The following is a 21,501-nucleotide window of genomic DNA, read 5'->3' as shown; positions in this document are numbered from 1 at the left end:
CTCCTTAGAACACCGGTTGATACGGGCCGAGTTCGACCTGCACGGACTTGATGCGGGTGTAATGCTCGAGCGTGGTGAGGCCGTTTTCACGGCCCACGCCCGATTGCTTGTAGCCGCCCACCGGCATTTCCGCGGGCGACTCGCCCCACGTGTTGATCCAGCAGATGCCCGCTTCCAGACGATGAATCACACGATGCGCGCGCGCCAGGTTCTCGGTCACGACGCCCGCGGCGAGCCCATAAGCGGTGCGGTTCGCGCGCGCGATGGTTTCGTCTTCGTCGTCGAACACGAGAATGCTCATGAGCGGGCCGAAGATCTCCTCGCGCACGATGCGCATGTCGTCATGGCAGCCGGTGAATACGGTCGGCTCGACGTACTGGCCGTTGCCGAAGTGACCTTCGGTGAGGCGCTTGCCGCCCGCTATGAGTCGCGCGCCTTCCTGCTTGCCGCTTTCGATGTATCCCAGCACTTTCTGCAATTGCGCGGCACTCACCAGTGGACCGAAGTTGGTATCGGCATGGGTAGGCGCGCCCACGCGAATGCGCTTGACGCGTTCCAGCACCAGCGTCTCGAAGCGTTCCAGCACGCTACGTTGCACGAACACGCGCGTGCCGTTGGTGCAAACCTGGCCGGAACTGAAGAAGTTGGCGCTCATCGCAATGTCGGCGGCGCGTTCGAGGTTGGCGTCGTCGAATACGAGGAGGGGGGACTTGCCGCCGAGCTCCATCGTCACTTCTTTCAGCGACGAGGCGCCCGCCAGCGACATCACCTTCTTGCCCGTTTCCACGCCGCCGGTAAACGAAATTTTCTCGATGTCCGGATGCGCGGCCAGCATCGCGCCGACACGTCCGTCGCCTTGCACGACATTGAACACGCCTGCGGGAACGCCGGCTTCGGTATAGATTTCGGCGAGCTTCAACGCCGACAACGGTGTGATTTCGCTCGGCTTGAAGATCATCGCGTTGCCGGCCGCGAGCGCGGGAGCCGACTTCCAGCAGGCGATCTGGATCGGATAGTTCCATGCGCCGATGCCCGCGCACACGCCAAGCGGCTCACGCCGCGTATAAACGAACGACGTGGGCCGCAATGGAATCTGTTGCCCTTCAATGGCAGTGGCGAGTCCCGCGTAATACTCGATCACGTCCGCGCCGGTGACGATATCCACCGCGAGCGTTTCCGCAATCGGCTTGCCGGTGTCGCGAGTTTCGAGCGCGGCGAGTTCGTCGTTGCGCTCGCGCAGAATCTCGACCGCGCGGCGCAGAACGCGCGAACGCTGCATGGCCGTGAGCGCGGCCCATTCGTATTGGCCTTCCCGCGCAGATTGCACTGCGCGATCGACGTCCGCCGCCGAAGCCTGCTGCACGCTCCCGAGCGTCTCGCCGGTGGCGGGGTCGAGCGTATCGAAGGTTTCGCCGCTGGTTGCGTCGACGTACGCGCCGCCGATGTAGAGGCGTTGTGTTGCGAATACCGCCATGATCTGCTCCTTTCTGAAGATGCCGGCGTTCTGCCTGTGTCGTGCCTGATCGTGCCTGGGGCCTTACTCGCGCGATGCGAGGACCAGATCGATATAGTCGTTGGCCGTGCGCAGCGCCGCTTTGGCGTTGAACGGTTCGCCCGACAGCGCACCGCGCAACCACAGTCCGTCGATCAGCGCCGCGAGGCCGCTTGCCGCGCGGCGCGCTGCCGCACGCGGCATGGCTTTGGAAAAATCCGCGCACAGGTTCGAATACAGCCGGCGCGTGTTGACATGTTGCAGCCGCCGCAATTGCGGCTTGTGCATGCTCTCGGACCAGAACGCGAGCCAGGTTTTCATGGCCGGGCCGCTGATCTGCCCGGCGTCGAAATTCGCGGCGACCACCGCGCGCAATTTCGAACGCGGGTCCGCTCTGGCCGCCCGGCGCCGGCGCGAGGTGGCCTGCCACAGATCGCGCAGCATGTGACGCATGGTGGCTTCGAGCAAACCGTCCTTGTCGCCGAAATAGTGGCTGACGATGCCGGTGGAAATGCTCGCGCGCTGCGCGACCGAAGCCAGCGTGGTCCCCGCGAGACCGGTCTGGTCGATCGTGAGAAGCGTGGCGTCGATCAGTTGCGCGCGGCGGATTTCGCGCATTCCGAGTTTTGGCATGGTGCTGGCGCGGTTGCTGGCATGAGAGTCGGGCGGCCTGCGCAAGACGAAAACAATCCGCCCGGGTGGATTCGAGTGGCCATAGTAGGTTTTTTATATTGAACGGTCAATCAATAAAAACCGGATTGCCGCGCCTCGAACACACGTTGCACCTCACGTGTCGGTTCCGGCCAAACTCATGTCGCGTTCGGACCATGCGCTTCATTCAGCGGGCGCTACGCTCGTTGAACGGCGTGCTGCAGGCAACTCGGCGAGTTGGGCGCGCCGCTCACAAGACATGGAGACAGACAAATGAGCAGCAATCGCGGCGTCGTGTATCTAGGGCAGGGCAAGGTGGAAGTGCAGTCGATCGACTATCCGAAGATGGTCGATCCGCGTGGCCGTTCGATCGGTCATGGCGTGATCCTGAAAGTGGTGAGCACCAATATTTGCGGCTCCGATCAGCACATGGTGCGTGGCCGCACGACCGCCGAGGTCGGGCTCGTGCTCGGCCATGAAATTACCGGCGAGGTGATCGAGATAGGTCGCGACGTCGAAACGCTGAAGATCGGCGATCTCGTCTCGGTGCCGTTCAACGTGGCCTGCGGGCGCTGCCCGACCTGCAAGGCGCAGCATACCGGCGTGTGCCTGAACGTGAATCCGTCGCGTGCCGGCGGCGCTTATGGCTACGTGGACATGGGCGGCTGGATCGGCGGTCAGGCTGAGTACGTGATGGTGCCGTACGCCGACTTCAATCTGCTGAAGTTCCCCGACCGCGCGCAGGCGCTGTCGAAAATCCGCGATCTCACGTGCCTCTCGGACATTCTGCCGACCGGCTATCACGGCGCGGTAATGGCCGGCGTGAAGCCGGGCGCGACCGTATATATCGCGGGCGCGGGGCCAGTGGGCATGGCGGCCGCCGCGTCGGCGCGCCTGCTGGGCGCGGCTTGCACGATCGTCGGCGATATGAACGAGGAGCGTCTCGCGCACGCGCGCAAGATGGGTTTCCAGACCGTGGATCTGTCGAAGGACGCTACGCTCGGCGAGCAGATCGAACAGATTCTCGGCAAGCCGGAAGTGGATTGCGCGGTGGACTGTGTCGGCTTCGAAGCACATGGCCACGGCAGCAGCGGTTCGCACGAGGAGGCGCCGGCCACCGTGCTCAATTCGCTGATGGAGATCACGCGTGCCGCGGGCGCGATCGGCATTCCGGGCCTTTACGTGACGGACGACCCCGGCGCCGCCGATGCCGCCGCGCGCAAAGGCAGCCTGAGCATCCGTTTCGGTCTGGGTTGGGCCAAGTCGCACTCGTTCCATACCGGACAGACGCCGGTGATGAAGTACAACCAGAACCTGATGCAGGCAATCTTGTGGGACCGCTTGCCGATCGCGGATATCGTCAACGTGACGGTGGTGTCGCTCGATCAGGCGCCTGATGGTTACCGCCAGTTCGATGGCGGTGCGCCGAAGAAGTTCGTGATCGACCCGCACGGGCTGCTGAAAGCGGCTTGATGGCGATATGAGACGTACGCGGGACTGCATGCGCGGTCTCGCACCGCGCTGTCATGCGGAATATGGATAGCCGGAAACGGTAAGGTGTGGTCCGGCAAAAAGCGTTGAGCAGGTTGCGTTCAGTGCGTTTCTGCAACTGGACAGCAAAGGCGAGCGGGGATGTCGGTCAACCGGCAATCAAGCCGCCAGCACCGGCACCGCAGCCAGCGACGGCGCCTGCTTGCGTCGTTCGCGCGTCGGCGCCGTGCCGAATGCGTCGCGATAGCTCTTGGAGAAGTGGCAGGCCGACTGGAAGCCGCACGCCATCGTGATGTGCATGATCGACATGTCGGTTTGCAACAGCAGTTCGCGCGCGCGCCGCAACCGCAGCGTCAGATAGTAATGCGTGGGCGTCATACCCAGATGTTCGCGGAACAGGCGCTGCAATTGCCGTTGCGACATGCCGGCGAGCCGCGCGAGTTCTTCGCGTGAGAGCGGCTCCTCGATGTTGTTCTCCATCAGCGCGATCACTTCGAAGAGCGACTTGTTGGCCGAGCCGAGCCGCGCCACGAGCGGCATTTTCTGTTGCGCGCTGGTGTCGCGCACATGTTCGACGATGAACTGCTCGGCAATCTGCGTGACGCGTGCGGTGCCGACGCGCGGTGTGATCAGGTTCAGCATCATGTCGAGCGGCGCCACGCCGCCGGTGCACGTAACACGATCGCGATCGATCACGAACAGTTCTTTCAGAAAGCGCGTGTCGGGAAACTCTTCCTTGAGCGCCGACATGTTCTCCCAGTGAATCGCGCACGCATAACCGGCCAGCAAACCGGCGCGCGCCAGTGCATAGGTGCCGGTGCACAGGCTGCCGAGCACGCTGCCCATGCGGGCGAAGCGGCGCAGTGCGGAAAGGTGCGCGGGGGTGGTCGCGCGCTGCACGTCGATGCCGCCGACCACGAACACGATATCCGGCCGACCGACGCATTCCACCGGCCCCGTATCCACCGACAAGCCGTTGCTGGCCATGACCGGCCCGCCCTCGGGACTCACGATCGACCAGCGGTAAAGCGTCTGGCCCGTCAGATAGTTCGCCATGCGCAGGACTTCGATCGCGTTGGTGAACGCAATCATGGTGAAGTTGGGAACCGGCATGAATGCGAAATGCGACAGCGACGCCGTGCGATCGGTGGACATGGGAGGAATGATTCCTTCGAATCTGTAATTTCGCGTCGCCGTGGGGAGCAGCGACTTCTCTAATTCTGAGGACTATGGCAACTACCGTGCCATCAGGCTAAACCCCTGGTTGGGTGTTGTTCCAGTCGGATAGCTAAACAAACAGCACCAGAACGGAGCTACCGGCATTTGTCCACGCACCTGAACTGCGCACGACGTTCAGGTGCAGTGCAACATGCGAGCCGGCGCAGCACGCTGGTTCTGCAATCCGTGGTGAGCCGCGAGCGTCGACTTGTGGAAAAAGGACGCTCATGGCGGAAAAGGCAAAGAACGCGTCTGAATTCATAAATTGACGCGCGGGTCGAGCGTCAAGAATAGACGCAATGCAGACCGGCGGCAGCGGGGGCGAAGCGAGGCCCAGGCGCGGCTTCCGGCCTTCCGTCAACGACTCCACGGACCTTCCATGTCGAACCCGAATCCTTTCTTCGAAGAATCGCTGGCCACGCGCGATGCGGCGGTGCGCGGCGCTATTTTGAAAGAGCTCGAGCGCCAGCAGTCGCAAGTCGAACTGATCGCGTCGGAAAACATCGTGTCGCGCGCGGTGCTCGAAGCGCAGGGCTCGGTGTTGACCAACAAGTATGCGGAAGGTTATCCGGGCAAGCGTTACTACGGCGGTTGCGAATACGCGGACGTGATCGAAACGCTGGCGCTCGATCGCATCAAGCAGCTCTTCAACGCGAAGTTCGCCAACGTGCAGCCGCATTCCGGCGCGCAGGCGAATGGCGCCGTGATGCTCGCGCTGGTCAAGCCGGGCGACACGGTGCTCGGCATGTCGCTCGACGCGGGCGGCCACCTCACGCACGGCGCGAAGCCGGCCATGTCGGGCAAATGGTTCAACGCGGTGCAATACGGCGTCAATCGCGACACGATGCTGATCGACTACGAGGAGATCGAGGAACTCGCGCAACAGCATAAGCCCGCGCTGCTGATCGCCGGCTTTTCGGCTTATCCGCGTGCGCTGGATTTCCCAAGGCTGCGGGCGATTGCCGACAGCGTCGGCGCCAAACTGATGGTGGATATGGCGCATATTGCTGGCGTGATCGCGGCGGGGCGCCATCAGAATCCGGTCGAGCATGCGCATGTGGTTACGTCGACCACGCACAAGACATTGCGCGGCCCGCGCGGCGGCTTTGTGCTGACGAATGACGAAGACATCGCGAAGAAGATCAATTCGGCGGTATTTCCCGGCTTGCAGGGCGGCCCGCTGATGCATGTGATCGCCGGCAAGGCGGTCGCGTTCGGCGAGGCGCTGCAACCCGGTTTCAAGACTTATATCGACAGCGTGCTCGCCAATGCGCAAGCGCTCGGCGAGGTGCTGAAGGCCGGCGGCGTGGATCTGGTGACAGGTGGCACGGACAACCATCTGCTGCTGGTCGATCTGCGGCCCAAGAGCCTCAAGGGCAATCAGGTCGAGCAGGCGCTGGAACGCGCGGGCATTACCTGCAACAAGAATGGCATTCCGTTCGACACCGAAAAGCCCACGATCACCTCCGGCATTCGCCTCGGCACACCTGCGGGCACGACGCGCGGCTTCGGCGTGAGCGAATTCCGCGAAGTCGGCCGGCTGATCGTCGAGGTGCTCGATGCATTGCGCGACCACCCGGAAGGCCACGCCGCCACAGAACAACGCGTGCGCCGCGAGATTTTCGCGCTGTGCGAACGCTTTCCCATCTACTAAGCACGCCTGGAGCAAACGATGAGCACTTTGCACGACAACAGCATCATCATCGACGGTCTGAACATTTCGAAGTTCGAGCGCTCGGTGTTCGAGGACATGCGCAAGGGCGGCGTCACCGCCGTGAACTGCACGGTCTCGGTCTGGGAGAGTTTCCAGAAGACCGTCGACAACATTGCCGAGATGAAGCAGCAGATCCGCGAGTACGGCGAGATCCTCACGCTGGTGCGCACCACGGACGATATCTTGCGCGCGAAGAAAGAGAACAAGACGGGCATTATTTTCGGCTTCCAGAATGCGCATGCTTTCGAAGACAACCTCGGCTATATCGAGGCGTTCAAGGATCTCGGCGTGAACGTGGTGCAGCTTTGCTACAACACGCAGAACCTGGTGGGCACCGGCTGCTATGAACGCGACGGCGGCCTGTCGGGCTATGGCCGCGAAGTGATCCAGGAGATGAACCGTGTCGGCATCATGGTCGATCTCTCGCACGTGGGCGGCAAGACTTCTTCCGAAGCGATTGCGGCTTCGAACAAGCCCGTGTGCTACTCGCATTGCTGCCCGTCGGGCCTCAAGGAGCACCCGCGCAACAAGAGCGACGAGCAACTGAAGGAGATCGCGGACGCGGGCGGATTCGTTGGTGTGACGATGTTCGCGCCGTTCCTCAAGCGCGGTCCCGACGCGACCGTCGAAGACTATATCGAAGCGATCGAGTACGTGGTGAATCTGATCGGTGAAGACCAGGTCGGTATCGGCACGGACTTCACGCAAGGCTACAGCACGGAGTTCTTCGACTGGATCACGCATGACAAGGGCCGCTATCGCCAGTTGACGAACTTCGGCAAGGTCGTGAATCCGGAAGGCATCCGCACGATCGGCGAGTTTCCGAATCTGACGGCCGCGATGGAACGTGCCGGCTGGAGCGAGACGCGCATCAAGAAGATCATGGGCGAAAACTGGGTACGGGTGTTCGGCGAAGTCTGGAAGGTTTGACGTCTTCCTGAAACGAAAAAACCATCCCACAGATAAAAACGGAGCCTCCACATGCAACCCCAACTGCCTATCGACGTCGATGCGAACACCGGCGTCTGGATCACCGACGCGCTGCCGATGCTGTACGTGCCGCGTCACTTCTTCACGAACAACCACACCGCCGTGGAAGAAGCACTCGGCCTCGATACATATGCCGAGATTCTTTACAAGGCCGGCTACAAGTCCGCGTATTTCTGGTGCGACAAGGAAGCGAAGCAGCACGGTATTGCCGGCATGGCCGTATTCGAGCACTACCTGAAGCGTCTGTCGCAACGCGGCTGGGGCATCTTCACGATCACCGAAGCCGATCCGTCGAGCTCGCACGCGCGCATCGAGCTGCATCACTCGTCGTTCGTGCTGGCGCAACCGGGCAAGGTGGGCAAGCTTTGCTACATGTTCGCCGGCTGGTTCGCGGGCGCGATGGACTGGGTCAACGATACCGTGCCGGACGCTTCGCGCAAGGGACCGCCGTCCCATTCGAGAGAAGCGCAATGCGCGGCTGAAGGCCACGACCACTGCGTATTCGAAGTGTCACCGCTCGCGTCGTAAGCGTACCTGTCAACGGCTTCCATCACGGCGCACGGCACAGCGCAACAAGCAATCCATTCCGAGGTCGATCGCGATGCGTTACCCGAACCTTTTCAAGCCTCTCACGCTGAACAAGCTGACCTTGCGTAACCGCATTGTCAGCACCGCGCACGCGGAGGTCTATGCGGAACCGGGCGGGCTGCCCGGCGACCGCTATATCCGTTACTACGAAGAGAAGGCCAAGGGTGGCGTAGGCCTCGCCGTGTGCGGCGGTTCGAGCCCGGTGTCGATCGACAGCCCGCAAGGCTGGTGGAAGTCGGTGAACCTCGCGACCGATAAGATCATCGATCCGCTCGCACGCCTTGCCGAAGCAATGCACACGCATGGCGCGAAGATCATGATTCAGGCCACGCATATGGGACGCCGCTCGGCGTTTCATGGCGAGCATTGGCCACATCTGATGTCGCCTTCCGGCGTGCGGGAGCCCGTGCATCGCGGCAATGCGAAGATCATCGAGGTCGAGGAAATTCGCCGCATCATCAGCGACTTCGCGGCCGCGGCAAAGCGGGTGAAAGATGCGGGCATGGACGGTGTCGAAATCTCGGCGGCGCACCAGCATCTGATCGACCAGTTCTGGAGCCCGCGCACCAACTTCCGCACCGACGAATGGGGCGGCTCGCTGGAAAACCGTCTGCGTTTCGGCACGGAAGTATTGAAGGCCGTGCGTGAAGCGGTGGGCGCGGACTTCTGCGTCGGCTTGCGCATGTGCGGCGACGAGTTCCATGAAGACGGGCTCGATCACGAACAACTGAAAGAGATCGCTCAGGCCATGAGCGAAACCGGCCTGATCGATTACCTTGGTGTGATCGGTTCGGGTGCGGACACACATAACACGCTGGCCAACTGCATGCCGCCGATGGCGCTGCCGCCCGAGCCGTTCGTGCATCTCGCGGCCGGTATCAAGTCGGTGGTGAAGTTGCCGGTCATGCACGCGCAAAGCATTCGCGACGCGGGCCAGGCCGAGCGTCTGCTTGCCAGCGGCATGGTCGATCTGGTCGGCATGACGCGCGCGCAGATTGCCGATCCGCATATGGTCATCAAGATCCGCGACGGCCGCGAGGACGAAATCAAGCAGTGCGTAGGCGCGAATTACTGCATCGACCGCCAGTACAACGGGCTCGACGTGCTGTGCGTGCAGAACGCCGCGACCTCGCGCGAAGCGACCATGCCGCATGTGATCGCCAGAACGCGCGGGCCGAAGCGCAAGGTGGTCGTGGTCGGCGCAGGCCCGGCGGGGCTAGAAGCGGCGCGTGTGGCGAAGTCGCGCGGTCACGACGTGGTGCTGTTCGAGAAGAACGACTACGTGGGCGGCCAGATCATGCTGGCCGCGAAAGCGCCGCAGCGTGAACAGATGGCGGGCATCGTGCGCTGGTTCGACATGGAGACGAAGCGCCTCGGCGTGGAGCGGCGCCTTGGTGTCGCCGCCGACGAGAAAACCATCATGGCCGAGAAGCCGGACATCGTCGTGCTCGCCACGGGCGGATCGTCGTTCACGTCGCAAGTCGCGGCATGGGGTGTCGAGGAAGGCCTCGCCGTGAGTTCGTGGGACGTCCTGTCGGGCAAGGTCGAGCCGGGCAAGAACGTGCTGGTGTACGACGGCGTCAGCACGCATGCCGGCGCGGGCGTGGCCGATTTCATGTCGAGCCGCGGCTCGAATGTCGAGATCGTGACGCCGGATGTGAAAGTGGCCGACGACGTAGGCGGCACCACGTTCCCGATTTTCTACCGCCGGCTCTATGCGCAAGGCGCGATCCATACGCCGAACTACTGGCTCGACAAGGTCTACGAAGAAGACGGCAAGAAAATCGCCGTGCTCCGCAACGAGTACACCGAAGAGCAGGAAGAGCGCGCGGTCGATCAGGTGGTGATCGAAAACGGCAGCACGCCGAACGACGAGTTGTACTGGAAGCTCAAGCCGGAGTCGGTCAATCGCGGTCAGGTCGACGTGCATAAGCTGTTCGCGTCCGAGCCGCAGCCGTCTTTGAGCGAAGAACTCGGCAATGGCCGCTTCCTGCTGTTTCGCGTCGGCGACTGCATTTCCATGCACAACATTCACGGCGCGATCTACGACGCGCTGCGCCTTTGCAAGGATTTCTGACGATGAGCCCCGTGTTTGTCATCACCGTCCTGCTGTGGTTGTCGGTGGCGGGTCTGGCGTTCGCGCTCGTCAAGCGCGCGGCATACTGGCGCGAAGGCCGCGCCACGGCGGCGGGCGCCTACGGCTGGACCAATCTGCTGGCGATTCCCAAGCGTTACTTCGTCGATCTGCATCATGTGGTGGCGCGCGATCCGTACATCGCCAAAACGCACGTGGCGACCGCGGGCGGTGCGATTCTCGCGATGGCGCTGGTGTTCGTCAACTACGGTCTGGCGATCTACTCGCCGTGGCTCGACAAGCTGATCTTTCTCGCCGCACTCGTGATGCTGGTCGGCGCGGTGTTCGTCTGGCGCCGCCGCCACGGCGCGAAAGCCGTGCCGGCGCGGCTCTCGCGCGGGCCGTGGGATCATCTGCCGCTATTGCTCGGGTCGTTCGCGCTCGGTCTCGTGCTCTTCGTCGCGCTGCCGGCTTCCGCGATGTCCGGTGCGCTCGCCGTCATCGTTGCGCTGCTGATCGCGGCGGGCGCGTTTGCGATGACATTCGGCGCGGCGCGCGGCGGTCCGATGAAGCATGCGCTGGCGGGTTTGCTGCACCTCGCATTTCATCCGCGCCAGGAGCGCTTTGCCGAACGCCACGACAACGACGTAGTACCGCCTACCGCATTGAAAGCGCCGTTGCTCGACGCGAAGGAATACGGCGTCGGCAAGCCGGTCGAATTCCGCTGGAACCAGTTGCTCAGTTTCGATGCATGCGTGCAGTGCGGCAAGTGTGAAGCGGCCTGTCCCGCGTTCGCAGCCGGCCAGCCGCTCAATCCGAAGAAGCTGATTCAGGATCTGGTCACCGGCATGGTGGGCGGCACCGACGCCGAATATGCGGGCAGTCCCACACCGGGCATTCCGGTCGGCAAGCATGGCGGTGCGCCGCGTAAGCCGTTGATTTCCAACCTGATCGAAGCGGACACGTTGTGGTCCTGCACGACCTGCCGCGCCTGCGTGCAGGAGTGTCCGATGCTGATCGAGCATGTGGACGCGATTGTCGATATGCGTCGCAACCAGACGCTGGTTGAGGGCAGCGTGCCGGGCAAGGGGCCGATCACGCTCGCGAATCTGCGCGAGACGGGCAGCTCGAACGGTTACGACATCGGCGCGCGGTACGACTGGGCGGTGGATCTGCAAGTACAGGTCGCGCAGCCGGGGCGTCCCGTGGACGTGTTGCTGATCGCCGGCGAAGGCGCGTTCGACATGCGCTATCAGCGCACACTGCGCGCGCTTGTGAAGGTGCTGAATCGCGCGGGTATCGACTATGCGGTGTTGGGCGGCGTGGAAACCGATACCGGCGACACGGCGCGGCGTCTCGGCGACGAAGCAACTTTCCAGCAGCTCGCGCACAAACTGATCGGCACGCTTTCGCAGTACTCGTTCCGCAAGATCGTCACTGCGGACCCGCACGTGCTGCATAGCCTGCGCAACGAATATCGCGCGCTGGGCGGTTTCTACGAGGTGCAGCATCACACGGCGCTGATCGAGCAACTGGTCGCAAGCGGCAAGCTGACGCCGCGCGCGGTGGCGGCCTTCGCGGATCGCAAGATCACGTATCACGACCCGTGCTATCTGGGCCGCTATAACGGTGAGACGGAGGCACCGCGCCGCTTGCTGAAGACGATAGGCATCAAGGTCGTGGAGATGGAGCGCAACGGTATGCGCGGACGCTGCTGCGGCGGTGGCGGCGGTGCGCCCTTGACCGATATTCCGGGCAAGCGGCGAATCCCCGATATTCGTATCGACGACGCGAAAACAATCGGCGCGGAGATCGTCGCGGTGGGCTGCCCGAATTGCACCGCGATGCTCGAAGGCGTGGTCGGGCCGCGTCCGGAAGTCCTGGACGTTGCCGAACTGGTTGCAGCGGCGCTGGAGTAACGCGATGAACACTCTCAAACGAATCGATCCGCGCCGTCCGTTCACGATCACGGCGGAAGGACTCAGGCGTATCACACTCGGCGTGACGGGTGTGGCGGCTGCACCAGAATTTGCCACGCACGGCGGCGCGTCGCATCGTGAGCAGGCCAAACCGCGCCGCACCACGGCAACGCCTCAGCGCGTGATGCTGGTCGCCGCGCATGCGGACCGCGGCGCGCTGGACGATCACGCACGCCAAACGTTGGCCGGCGCCGCCCTGATTGCGGACGCAACGACCGAAGTAGTGCTGTTGGTATTCGGCGAATTCAGCGGCGACGCTGCCGCGCTCGGCGCCGACAAACTGATCGAATTGCCGATGTTCGGCCGCCGCACCTTCGCCCCAACCGACGAGTTGCACGCGCTGGCCGCGTGCGTTGCGGCCTACGCGCCGGTGCATGTTTTCCTGCCCGATAACGCAACCGGCGACGGCGATCTTGGCCGCCGTTACGCAGCCGCCGCCAATGCAAGCGTCGCGACGCACGTTGTCGAGATCGACGCCGCGCATGTGGCGGCCTATGTTCAGGCGAATACAGCGTTCGCCGTGCGTGCGTTGCCTGAGGTCGTTCTGCTCGCACCCAACGCGGTCGATCCGAAGCTGCCGTTCGTCGGGGCGGGCGAACGGGTCATGTGGCGCTTCGACGGCGCAGCGGTTTCGGCGGGCGGCGCGGTGCGCGATCTCGGCATCGAGGAAATCGACGCCGCGCAACTGGCGCTAGAAGAAGCCGATTTCATCGTCTCGGCGGGCAATGGCGTGAGCGACGTGCCGGCGTTCGAGTGTCTGGCGGCCACCTTGGGCGCCGCAATCGGCGCGAGCCGCGTGGCCGTGGACGACGGCAAGTTCACCCGCGACAAACAGATCGGCGCGACCGGCAAGACCGTCGAAGCGAGCGTTTATATCGCTTTCGGCATTTCCGGCGCGGTGCAGCATCTGCAAGGGATCAAGGATTGCCGCCATGTGATCGCGGTGAACCTCGATGCCAGCGCGCCGATCGCCAGGCGCGCGAATCTGACGGTAATCGCGGACGCACAGGAAACCATCGCGGCGCTCAACGAAGCGGCGGCCGCAGCGCGCACGGCACGCGGAACCGGTGCGGCGCTGCTGAATTCAACGGCTGTGGCAGAAGGAGCGCTCGCATGAAGATCGCCGTACTCGTTTCCGTCGGCCGTCATCCGGTGAGCGGCATCGCGCGCTACAGTCGCAACGATGCCGCCGCGCTGACAATGGCGCTAGCGCTCGCCAGAACGCACAACGCGACGCTCGATGTATTGCATGCGGGCAATCCGTCCAATCCTGCGCTGAAGGAGTACCTGGCGCTCGGCGCGCGCTCGGTCGAAGTGCTTGAGATAGCCGCAACGTCTGAATTGCAGGCCGACGCAGCCGCTCCGCTGGCGGCCCGCCTGCGCGGCTACGACCTCGTTCTGACCGGCACGCGCGCTGAAGGCGCATTCGACACCGGCATGCTGCCGTATCGCGTCGCCAACGCACTGGAGCTTCCGCTCGTCGTCGCCGCTGTAGACATCAAGTTGCGCGACGGCTGCGCGGAAGTCCGTCAGTTCATGCCGAAGGGTTTGCGCCGCCGCGTGGAAGTGCAACTGCCCGCGCTGATCGCCGTGCATCCGCTGGCCAATGCCGCTCCCAGATACGCCTACGCGCGGTTGCGTGAAGGCACGATCCGCCCGGTCGCCACGCGCGCCGCCGCCAACCCCGGCGACCTCGCCTGGACTGTCCGCCCGGCAACCGCGAAACCGGTGCGTCTTGCCGCCGCCGAGAAGCGTTCCGGCCACGCCCGCATGCTGTCGGCCACGACGACCGAGAGCCGCGGCGGCAGCGTCGTAATTGAAGGGAGTTCCGTCGAAAAAGCACAAGTGATTCTCGCGTATTTGCGCGAGCATCAACTCGTGGATTACTGATTTCCGGTTCGGGCGAGCATGCGACCAGGAGGGCCTGGCGCGGCGCCAGACGTGACATGCAACGGAGCACACAATGAAAGTTTCGGCAGACGTTCGCGCAATGATCGAACGCCGTAAGAAAAATTACTCGCTGGAAGCGCCTTTCTATACGAGCGAGGAGATTTTCGCGCTCGACATGGAGGCGATCTTCCGGCAACACTGGATTCAGGTTGCGGTGGAACCGGACGTGCCGGAACCGGGTGACTACATCACCGTGGATATCGGCAACGATTCGATCCTGATCGTGCGCGACGACGACATGCAGGTGAGAGCGTTTCACAACGTGTGCCGGCATCGCGGCGCGCGCCTGTGCAATACCGACAAAGGCTCGCTCGGCAATATCGTCTGTCCGTATCACAGCTGGACGTATAACCTGAACGGCGATCTGATGTTCGCCGAACACATGGGCGAACAGTTCGACCGCTGCAAACATAGCCTGAAGGCCGTGCATGTCGAGAATCTCGCGGGCCTTATTTTCATTTGCCTCGCGGACAATCCGCCTGCCGACTTCGCCGTGGTGCGCGCGGCAATGGAGCCGTACATGCTGCCGCACGATCTGGCTAGCTGCAAGATCGCCGCCTCGATCGACATTATCGAAGAGGGCAACTGGAAGCTCACGATGGAAAACAATCGCGAATGCTATCACTGCGTCGCGAACCATCCCGAACTGACCATTTCGCTGTACGAATACGGCTTTGGCTATCAGCGCACGCCGGCCAACGAAGAAGGCATGGCCGCCTTCGAAGAGACGGTGGCTCGCCGCACCGCGCAATGGGAAGCCATGCAGTTGCCGTCCGCGGAAATCGAACGGCTTGCCGATCTGGTCACGGGTTTTCGCACGCAACGCCTGCCGCTCGATCGCGACGGCGAATCGCAGACGCTCGACGCGAAAGTGGCCTCGAAGAAACTGCTCGGCGGTTTCGCGCGGGCCGATCTCGGCGGACTCTCGTTCTGGACGCAACCCAACTCGTGGCACCACTTCATGAGCGACCACATTGTCAGCTTCTCGGTGATTCCGCTCTCCGCAGGCAAGACGCTGGTGCGCACCAAGTGGCTCGTTCACAAGGACGCGCGTGAAGGCATCGACTACGACGTGGACAACCTCACGGCCGTGTGGCGCGCAACGAACGACCAGGATCGCGCGCTCGTCGAATACTCGCAACGCGGCGCGACGAGCAGCGCGTACGAGCCGGGTCCGTATTCGCCGTTCACGGAAGGCCTTGTCGAGAAGTTCTGCGGGTGGTACATCGGCCGCATGGCGGATTACAGCAATGCGCCCCAAACCCACGACGCCGGCGATACCGCGCCGGCTTTGCACGGCGAGAAAGTCGTGTCCTTCATGCGCTAAGCGCGGCGCCGCAACAGGAGTCGGAGAAAACAATGATGCGCGATCAGGCGACGCTTCAGCTCAGCCCCGAGCCGGCTCCAGACCACGCTGCCAGCCGCGTCACGCAGCCGCGTTTCTGGGAGACGTTGCCGGCGCGCTGGAACAGCGATACCGACGACACGCTGGTGTGCTGCCAGGTTCGCCAGGAAACGCACGACGTAAAGAGTTTTTTCTTTCGCGCACCGTCCGGACGAGCATTCGTGTTCGAGCCGGGGCAGTTCATCACGCTGGAACTGGAGATAGACGGCGAGTCGATCAATCGCTGCTATACGATTTCTTCGCCGCCCACGCGTCCGCATACGATCTCGATTACGGTCAAGCGCGTGCCGGGCGGCAAGGTTTCGAACTGGCTGCACGACAATTTGCACGCGGGCGCCGAGGTTCGTGTGCTTGGACCGGCGGGCGAGTTCACCTGCGCGCGCCACCCGGCGCGCAAGTTTCTATTCCTGTCGGCGGGCTCGGGTATCACGCCGCTGATGTCGATGAGCCGCGCGCATCATGAACTCGGTGAAGATAGTGACATCGTATTCGTGCATAGCGCCCGCACACCGGACGACATCATCTTCGCACGCGAGCTCGATCTGATCGCGTCGAATCAGGCGCATTTCCGCACTGCGTTTGTTTGCGAACGGCTCGGTGCGCGCACGAACTGGCCTGGTGTGACCGGTTTTCTGACGTTGCCGCTGCTCAAGCTCATTGCGCCGGACTTTCTGGAGCGCGAGATTTTCACCTGCGGGCCCGCGCCGTACATGCAGGCGGTGCGCAAATTGCTGGACGAGGGTGGTTTCGATCGCAGCCACTATCACGAGGAAAGTTTTTCGTTCGAGACGGTCAGCGAAGTGGCCGCGCAATTGACTACCGCGCATGTCGCGGACGCATTGCAGAGCGCGAGCGCACAGGTGACTGCCGAGAGCTTTATCGAGGCGCGCGAAGAAGCGCCGGGCTTCACGCCCGCATCCGCACCGGCGCCCGCTGCCGGCGAAACGGAAACCCGCTTCAAGGTGAGTTTCGCGAAAAGCAATCGCGAGATCGAATGCGGCTCCGGCCAGAACGTGCTCGAGGCGGCGAAGAAAGCGGGCGTACGGCTACCCGCGTCGTGTACCCAGGGTATGTGCGGCACCTGCAAGGTCAAGCTGGTGTCGGGTGAAGTCGCGATGAAACACGCCGGCGGCATTCGCCAGCGTGAGATCGATCAGGGCATGGTGCTGCTATGCTGCAGCAAGCCGTTGACCGATCTGGTCGTGGATAAGTAAGACGAGACGCACGGCCTCCAGTGGCCGAAGTCGCCTGCGGACAACTGGATGTCGGAAAACAACGCTACCCGGCAATTCTGGCTGGCGATTCTAAATGCTCATTAGGTTGTTTTGACGGCAAACGGGAGAACGGCGATGAGACTGATCAGAAAGATATTCGTGTTGAGCGCTTTGAGCGCGGCGCTGGCGGCAAGCAGCGTGAGCGTGTCGGCTGATACCAAGCCGACCATCAAGATCGGTTACGTGGAAGGCTGGGACGATAGCGTCGCGACCTCGAATGTGGCCGCGCGCGTGATCGAAAAACGCCTTGGCTACCAGGTGCAACTCGTGCCGGTCGCGGCCGGCGTGATGTGGCAGGGCGTGGCGCGCGGCGACCTCGACGCGACGCTGTCCGCGTGGCTGCCGGTCACGCACGGCGCGTACTGGAACAACTTCAAGGACAAGGTGGTCGACCTCGGTCCGAACTTCAACGATGCAAAGATCGGCCTGATCGTGCCGGATAACGCCGACGTGAAGGGCGTGGGCGATCTGGAGGCGAAGAAGGCCGAGTTCGGCGGCCGTATTGTCGGTATCGACGCTGGTGCCGGCGTGATGCAGAAAACCAGCGAGGCAATCAAGGCTTATGGACTCGACTACACGCTGATGCCGAGCTCGGGCAGCGCGATGACCGCTGAACTGGCGCGTTCGGAAGCGGCGAGCAAGCCGATTATCGTAACCGGCTGGAAGCCGCACTGGATGTTCGCGAAGTACAAGCTCAAATTCCTCGACGATCCGAAGAAGGTGTTCGGCGATGCAGAGCATGTGGATAGCGTCGTGAACCCCGAACTCGAGAAGAAGGCGCCGCCGGTCGTCGCGTTCCTCAAGAAATTCCAATGGAAGCCGGGCGAAATCGACAGCGTGATGCTGGCGACGCAAAACGGTGAGAAGCCGACTGCCGCCGCTGATGCGTGGATCAGCGCGCATGGTGATCGCGTGGATAGCTGGGTGAAGTGATTCTGTTGTTACTGTGAATGGGTTGCCGCTTCGATAAAGCGGCAACGCTCCGAAGAAAACGCCGCTAAAAAGCGGCGTTTTCGTTTATTGCAGCACAACGGTCCGATCGCCATTGATGAACACCCGCCGCTCGATAAACGCTTTGACCGCGCGCGCGAGGGTGATGCATTCGACGTCGCGCCCGGTGGCAAGCAGACGCTCCGGGCTATACGAATGATCGACACGCTCTACCACCTGCTCGATGATCGGACCTTCGTCGAGATCGTCGGTCACGAAGTGCGCGGTCGCGCCGATCAGTTTGACGCCGCGCGCGTGCGCCTGGTGGTACGGTTTCGCGCCCTTGAAGCCGGGTAGAAACGAATGGTGGATATTGATCGCGCTAGCCGCGAGTGCACGGCTCGTTTCACCCGACAGAATCTGCATATAGCGCGCGAGAATCATCAACTCCGCACCCGACGTCTCGAACAGATCGAGCAGGCGCGCTTCCTGTTGCGGCTTCGTATCGGCCGTGATCGGCAGATGGTGGAAGGGCAGGCCGTGCTGCTGCGCCAGCGGTTCGAGATCGCGATGATTCGAGCCGATACCGACGATATCCATTTTCAGCTCGCCCATGCGCCAGCGGAACAAGAGATCGGCCAGACAGTGCTCGAGTTTCGACACCATGATCAGAACCTTCGGCCGCGTGTCGACGTCATGCATCGCCCACGTCATGCGGAAACGCTCGGCAATCGGCTCGAATTCGCGCTTGAGGGCCGCGGCGTGCAGCGTCTCGTTACTGTTGACGCCGTGGAACACGCAACGCACGAAGAAGCGCTCACTGAGGTCGTCGTCGAAAACAGTCAGCTCGTCGATATAGCAATGATGCCGGTCGAGAAAGCCGACGACGGCGGCAACCTGGCCCGCCGCGCTCGGACACGCGACGGTGAGAACCAGTTGATCGGGACGGGAATCGGCGGACATGCACTCTCCACTTGGACGATAGGGCGATGCCGCAGGGCGCGGCATGCATCATCGCAGTAGAGCAAATCAGGCGAGTGCGCGGATAGAAGCTAAACGCCGTCGCGCTGGAACGGGAACGCCAGATGCGCCGAGCGGTGCTCATTCGGCGTCGAGCCCGCATTCATCGAGCAACCATTGACGAAAGGCGCTGACCGCGGGTGTTGCCGCCCGCTGTGTGACGAGCATATAGCCGCGTTCCGTGACGACCGGCGGATCGAACAGTTCGACGAGCTGCCCCGTGGCAAGCAGTTCGTCGACGAGCGGCGCCCAGCCGAGCGCGACGCCCTGGCCCATGATCGCCGCATGGGCGACGAGCGTAAAGCTGTTGAACGTGATGCCGCGATGCGCGGCGGGAGCGTCCAGTGCGTGCGCGGCGAACCAGTCGGCCCACGAGAGCCAGCGCGCCGGCTGGGTTGGTTCGAGATGCAGCAGCGGCAGGTGCAACAGGTCGGACGGTGTGCGCAATGACGGATGCGCAGCGATAAAAGCGGGGCTGCACACCGGCGTGACGCGTTCGGGAAACAGCTTGACCGCGCCGCGCGCGCTCCAGTCCGCGTGTTCGTCGCCGAATGCAATGGCGATGTCCGTTTGATCGTGCGACGGATCGAATACGTTTTGCGACGTGATGATCTTCACGTCGACGTCCGGCATCAGCGCCTTGAACTGCGACAGGCGCGGCATCAGCCAATAGGTCGCAAAGCCGAAATCCGTGGAGAGCGTGAGGGTTTGCGGCGTGCGTCGCGCGCGGATTTCGGTGGTGGCGAGGCGAATCGTGTCGAGCGCATGGCGGACCGCTTCGAACAGACGCAGGCCGTCTTCCGTGAGCGTGACGCCGCGATGGCCGCGCTCGAAAAGCGGAGTGCCCAGCGCTTCTTCAAGCTGCACGACGCGCTGACTGACAGCAGGCTGCGTCGAGCCCAATTCGCGCGCGGCTGCTGTGAAGCTGGCCAGACGCGCCGCGGATTCGAACATGGTCAGCGCCTGCATCGGCGGCAAGCGATCCTGCCTCGACATAACACCCCCTTATAGGCACATAACGAATTGCCGTCTTCACAGTGGCGAATTGAACGGCAATAGTGGTGCGCATGACGGGCCCGGCATGCCGGTCGCCCGTTCGCCGCTGCAACTCATAACACCATCTGCACCGACACTTGCGATTCTATTCGAGGCACGCACTCATGCTTGAGACCAAAAAGAATATTCTTATTCTGATGGCAGACCAGATGACGCCGTCCGCACTAGCCGCATACGGACACCGTCTGACGAAAACCCCCAATCTCGATCGCCTCGCAAAGCAAGGCGTGGTATTCGAATCGGCCTATTGCGCGAGCCCGCTGTGTGCGCCTTCGCGGTTTTCTTTTCTGTCGGGCAAGTTGCCTTCGGCAATCGGTGCCTATGACAATGCAGCGGAGTTTCCGTCGCAAACGCTGACTTTCGCACATTATCTTCGCGCCGAAGGGTATCGCACCATTCTCTCGGGCAAGATGCATTTCTGCGGTGCCGATCAGTTGCATGGTTTCGAAGAGCGGCTCACCACGGACATCTATCCGGCCGACTTCGGCTGGACACCTGACTGGGAGCATTTCGAAATGCGCCCCACGTGGTATCACAACATGAGTTCCGTGATCGACGCCGGCCCGTGCGTGCGCACCAACCAACTCGACTTCGACGACGAAGTCACGTTCACGACTCGCCAGAAACTCTTCGATATCGCACGCGAACGTCATGCCGGCAAAGATGCGCGGCCGTTCTGCCTGGTCGCCTCGCTGACGCATCCGCACGATCCCTACGCGATTCCGCAAAAGTACTGGGACATGTATTGCGACGAAGAAATCGACATGCCCGCCTTTCGCGATTCGTTCGAAGACGCCGACCCGCACTCGAAGCGCCTGCGCCGTGTCTGCGAAACCGACCGCACACCGCCCACCGACCAGCAGATCCGCAATGCGCGCCGCGCCTATTACGGCGCGATCTCTTACGTCGACGATCAGTTCGGCGCGATCCTCGAAACGCTGGAACAATCGGGACTCGCGAAAGACACGGTGATCGTGGTGACTTCCGATCACGGCGAGATGCTGGGCGAGCGTGGGCTCTGGTACAAGATGACCTTCTTCGAAGGCGGTTGCCGCGTTCCGCTGATCGTGCACGCACCGCAGCAATTCGACGCGCATCGCGTAGAGGCGAGCGTCTCGCATCTCGATCTGCTGCCCACACTGGTCGAGCTGGCGCGCGGCGAACAACCAGCCGCGTGGCCCGATTCGCTCGATGGACAAAGCCTCGTTCCGCATCTGCTGGGCAGGCAAGGCGGCCATGACGAAGCGATCGGCGAATATCTGGCCGAGGGAGCCGTTGCACCGATCGTGATGTTGCGGCGCGGCCGCTTCAAGTTCATTCACACGCCCGTCGATCCGGATCAACTCTACGACGTCGCCGCAGACCCGCTGGAGCGCGAGAACCTTGCCACGCGCAGCGAATACGCGTCACGGGTCGCGGCTTTTCGTGAGGAGATCGCGCAACGCTGGGATCTCGCCGCGCTGCACAACGAAGTGCTGCAAAGTCAGCGGCGCCGTCTTTTTCATTTCGCCTCCACGACGCAGGGCGTGGTCGCGTCATGGGACTGGCAGCCGCACGTGGATGCGAGCCAGCGTTATATGCGCAATCACATCGATCTGGATTCGCTCGAAGCGATGGCGCGCTTTCCCGCCGTCGTGCGTTGACCATCGCACTGCTAACCATGCAACCC

The 21,501-nt window shown here is 62.7% G+C and carries 17 protein-coding genes; 12 read left to right on the top strand and 5 right to left on the bottom strand.

From position 1 onward, the window contains the following. Nucleotides 1-4 precede the first annotated feature (4 nt). A complete protein-coding gene (betB, locus tag NE850_RS07940) occupies nt 5-1,474 on the bottom strand; it encodes a betaine-aldehyde dehydrogenase (protein ID WP_310698602.1) in 1,470 nt (489 codons plus the stop codon). A 63-nt stretch (nt 1,475-1,537) separates the two neighbouring features. Continuing rightward, nucleotides 1,538-2,125, bottom strand: coding sequence for a transcriptional regulator BetI (betI, locus tag NE850_RS07935; RefSeq protein ID WP_165188312.1), 588 nt, complete (start codon nt 2,123-2,125; stop codon nt 1,538-1,540). 291 nt (nt 2,126-2,416) lie between these two features. Between betI and fdhA the strand changes: the two genes are divergently transcribed. Next, entirely contained in the window at nt 2,417-3,616 is a 1,200-nt protein-coding gene (fdhA, locus tag NE850_RS07930; protein WP_007177104.1) for a formaldehyde dehydrogenase, glutathione-independent, read from the top strand. Nucleotides 3,617-3,793: 177 nt separating this feature from the next. On the opposite strand, the gene NE850_RS07925 is transcribed toward fdhA, so the two are convergent. Then, nucleotides 3,794-4,789 (bottom strand): GlxA family transcriptional regulator, encoded by a 996-nt coding sequence (locus NE850_RS07925; RefSeq protein WP_165188317.1) that lies wholly within the window; start codon nt 4,787-4,789, stop codon nt 3,794-3,796. A 442-nt stretch (nt 4,790-5,231) separates the two neighbouring features. On the opposite strand from NE850_RS07925, the gene NE850_RS07920 reads away from it, so the two are divergent. The 10 genes from NE850_RS07920 (at nt 5,232) to NE850_RS07875 (ending at nt 17,759) form a co-directional block, all read left to right on the top strand. Further along, complete coding sequence (locus NE850_RS07920; RefSeq protein WP_310698601.1) at nt 5,232-6,506, top strand: serine hydroxymethyltransferase; 1,275 nt, start codon at nt 5,232-5,234, stop codon at nt 6,504-6,506. 18 nt (nt 6,507-6,524) lie between these two features. Next, nucleotides 6,525-7,496 (top strand): dipeptidase, encoded by a 972-nt coding sequence (locus tag NE850_RS07915; RefSeq protein ID WP_007177107.1) that lies wholly within the window; start codon nt 6,525-6,527, stop codon nt 7,494-7,496. Nucleotides 7,497-7,547: 51 nt separating this feature from the next. After that, the gene (locus NE850_RS07910; protein WP_007177108.1) at nt 7,548-8,084 is read left to right on the top strand and encodes a DUF5943 domain-containing protein; all 537 of its coding nucleotides are present in this window, start codon (nt 7,548-7,550) and stop codon (nt 8,082-8,084) included. 73 nt (nt 8,085-8,157) lie between these two features. Beyond that, nucleotides 8,158-10,221 carry an NADH:flavin oxidoreductase gene (locus NE850_RS07905; protein WP_165188319.1) on the top strand — a complete coding sequence of 688 codons (2,064 nt, stop codon included), beginning with the start codon at nt 8,158-8,160 and terminating at the stop codon, nt 10,219-10,221. 2 nt (nt 10,222-10,223) lie between these two features. Next, nucleotides 10,224-12,137 carry a (Fe-S)-binding protein gene (locus tag NE850_RS07900; protein WP_007177110.1) on the top strand — a complete coding sequence of 638 codons (1,914 nt, stop codon included), beginning with the start codon at nt 10,224-10,226 and terminating at the stop codon, nt 12,135-12,137. A gap of 4 nt (nt 12,138-12,141) precedes the next feature. Then, nucleotides 12,142-13,314 carry an electron transfer flavoprotein subunit alpha/FixB family protein gene (locus NE850_RS07895; RefSeq protein ID WP_007177111.1) on the top strand — a complete coding sequence of 391 codons (1,173 nt, stop codon included), beginning with the start codon at nt 12,142-12,144 and terminating at the stop codon, nt 13,312-13,314. Further along, nucleotides 13,311-14,087, top strand: a complete 777-nt coding sequence (locus NE850_RS07890) for a drug:proton antiporter (protein WP_007177112.1) — start codon at nt 13,311-13,313, stop codon at nt 14,085-14,087. The genes NE850_RS07895 and NE850_RS07890 overlap by 4 nt, the downstream gene beginning before the upstream one ends. Before the next feature lie 73 nt (nt 14,088-14,160). Further along, nucleotides 14,161-15,474 (top strand): aromatic ring-hydroxylating dioxygenase subunit alpha, encoded by a 1,314-nt coding sequence (locus NE850_RS07885; RefSeq protein ID WP_310698600.1) that lies wholly within the window; start codon nt 14,161-14,163, stop codon nt 15,472-15,474. 32 nt (nt 15,475-15,506) lie between these two features. After that, nucleotides 15,507-16,766 carry a hybrid-cluster NAD(P)-dependent oxidoreductase gene (locus tag NE850_RS07880; RefSeq protein WP_035516610.1) on the top strand — a complete coding sequence of 420 codons (1,260 nt, stop codon included), beginning with the start codon at nt 15,507-15,509 and terminating at the stop codon, nt 16,764-16,766. Nucleotides 16,767-16,901: 135 nt separating this feature from the next. Further along, nucleotides 16,902-17,759 carry a glycine betaine ABC transporter substrate-binding protein gene (locus tag NE850_RS07875; RefSeq protein WP_165188323.1) on the top strand — a complete coding sequence of 286 codons (858 nt, stop codon included), beginning with the start codon at nt 16,902-16,904 and terminating at the stop codon, nt 17,757-17,759. An 84-nt stretch (nt 17,760-17,843) separates the two neighbouring features. Here the strand turns inward: NE850_RS07875 and purU are convergent, their stop codons facing one another. Together purU and NE850_RS07865 are read right to left on the bottom strand one after the other, a co-directional pair. Further along, nucleotides 17,844-18,719 carry a formyltetrahydrofolate deformylase gene (gene purU, locus NE850_RS07870; RefSeq protein ID WP_007177116.1) on the bottom strand — a complete coding sequence of 292 codons (876 nt, stop codon included), beginning with the start codon at nt 18,717-18,719 and terminating at the stop codon, nt 17,844-17,846. Nucleotides 18,720-18,857: 138 nt separating this feature from the next. After that, nucleotides 18,858-19,772, bottom strand: coding sequence for a choline sulfate utilization transcriptional regulator (locus NE850_RS07865; RefSeq protein WP_310698599.1), 915 nt, complete (start codon nt 19,770-19,772; stop codon nt 18,858-18,860). Between the two features lie 164 nt (nt 19,773-19,936). On the opposite strand from NE850_RS07865, the gene betC reads away from it, so the two are divergent. Then, nucleotides 19,937-21,475, top strand: coding sequence for a choline-sulfatase (gene betC, locus NE850_RS07860; protein ID WP_310698598.1), 1,539 nt, complete (start codon nt 19,937-19,939; stop codon nt 21,473-21,475). The last annotated feature ends 26 nt before the right edge of the window (nt 21,476-21,501 follow it).

Origin of the sequence: Paraburkholderia sp. USG1 (assembly GCF_031570135.1) — a bacterium.
Lineage (GTDB): Bacteria > Pseudomonadota > Gammaproteobacteria > Burkholderiales > Burkholderiaceae > Paraburkholderia > Paraburkholderia dioscoreae.
This window is presented reverse-complemented; position numbering and strand designations above follow the sequence as displayed.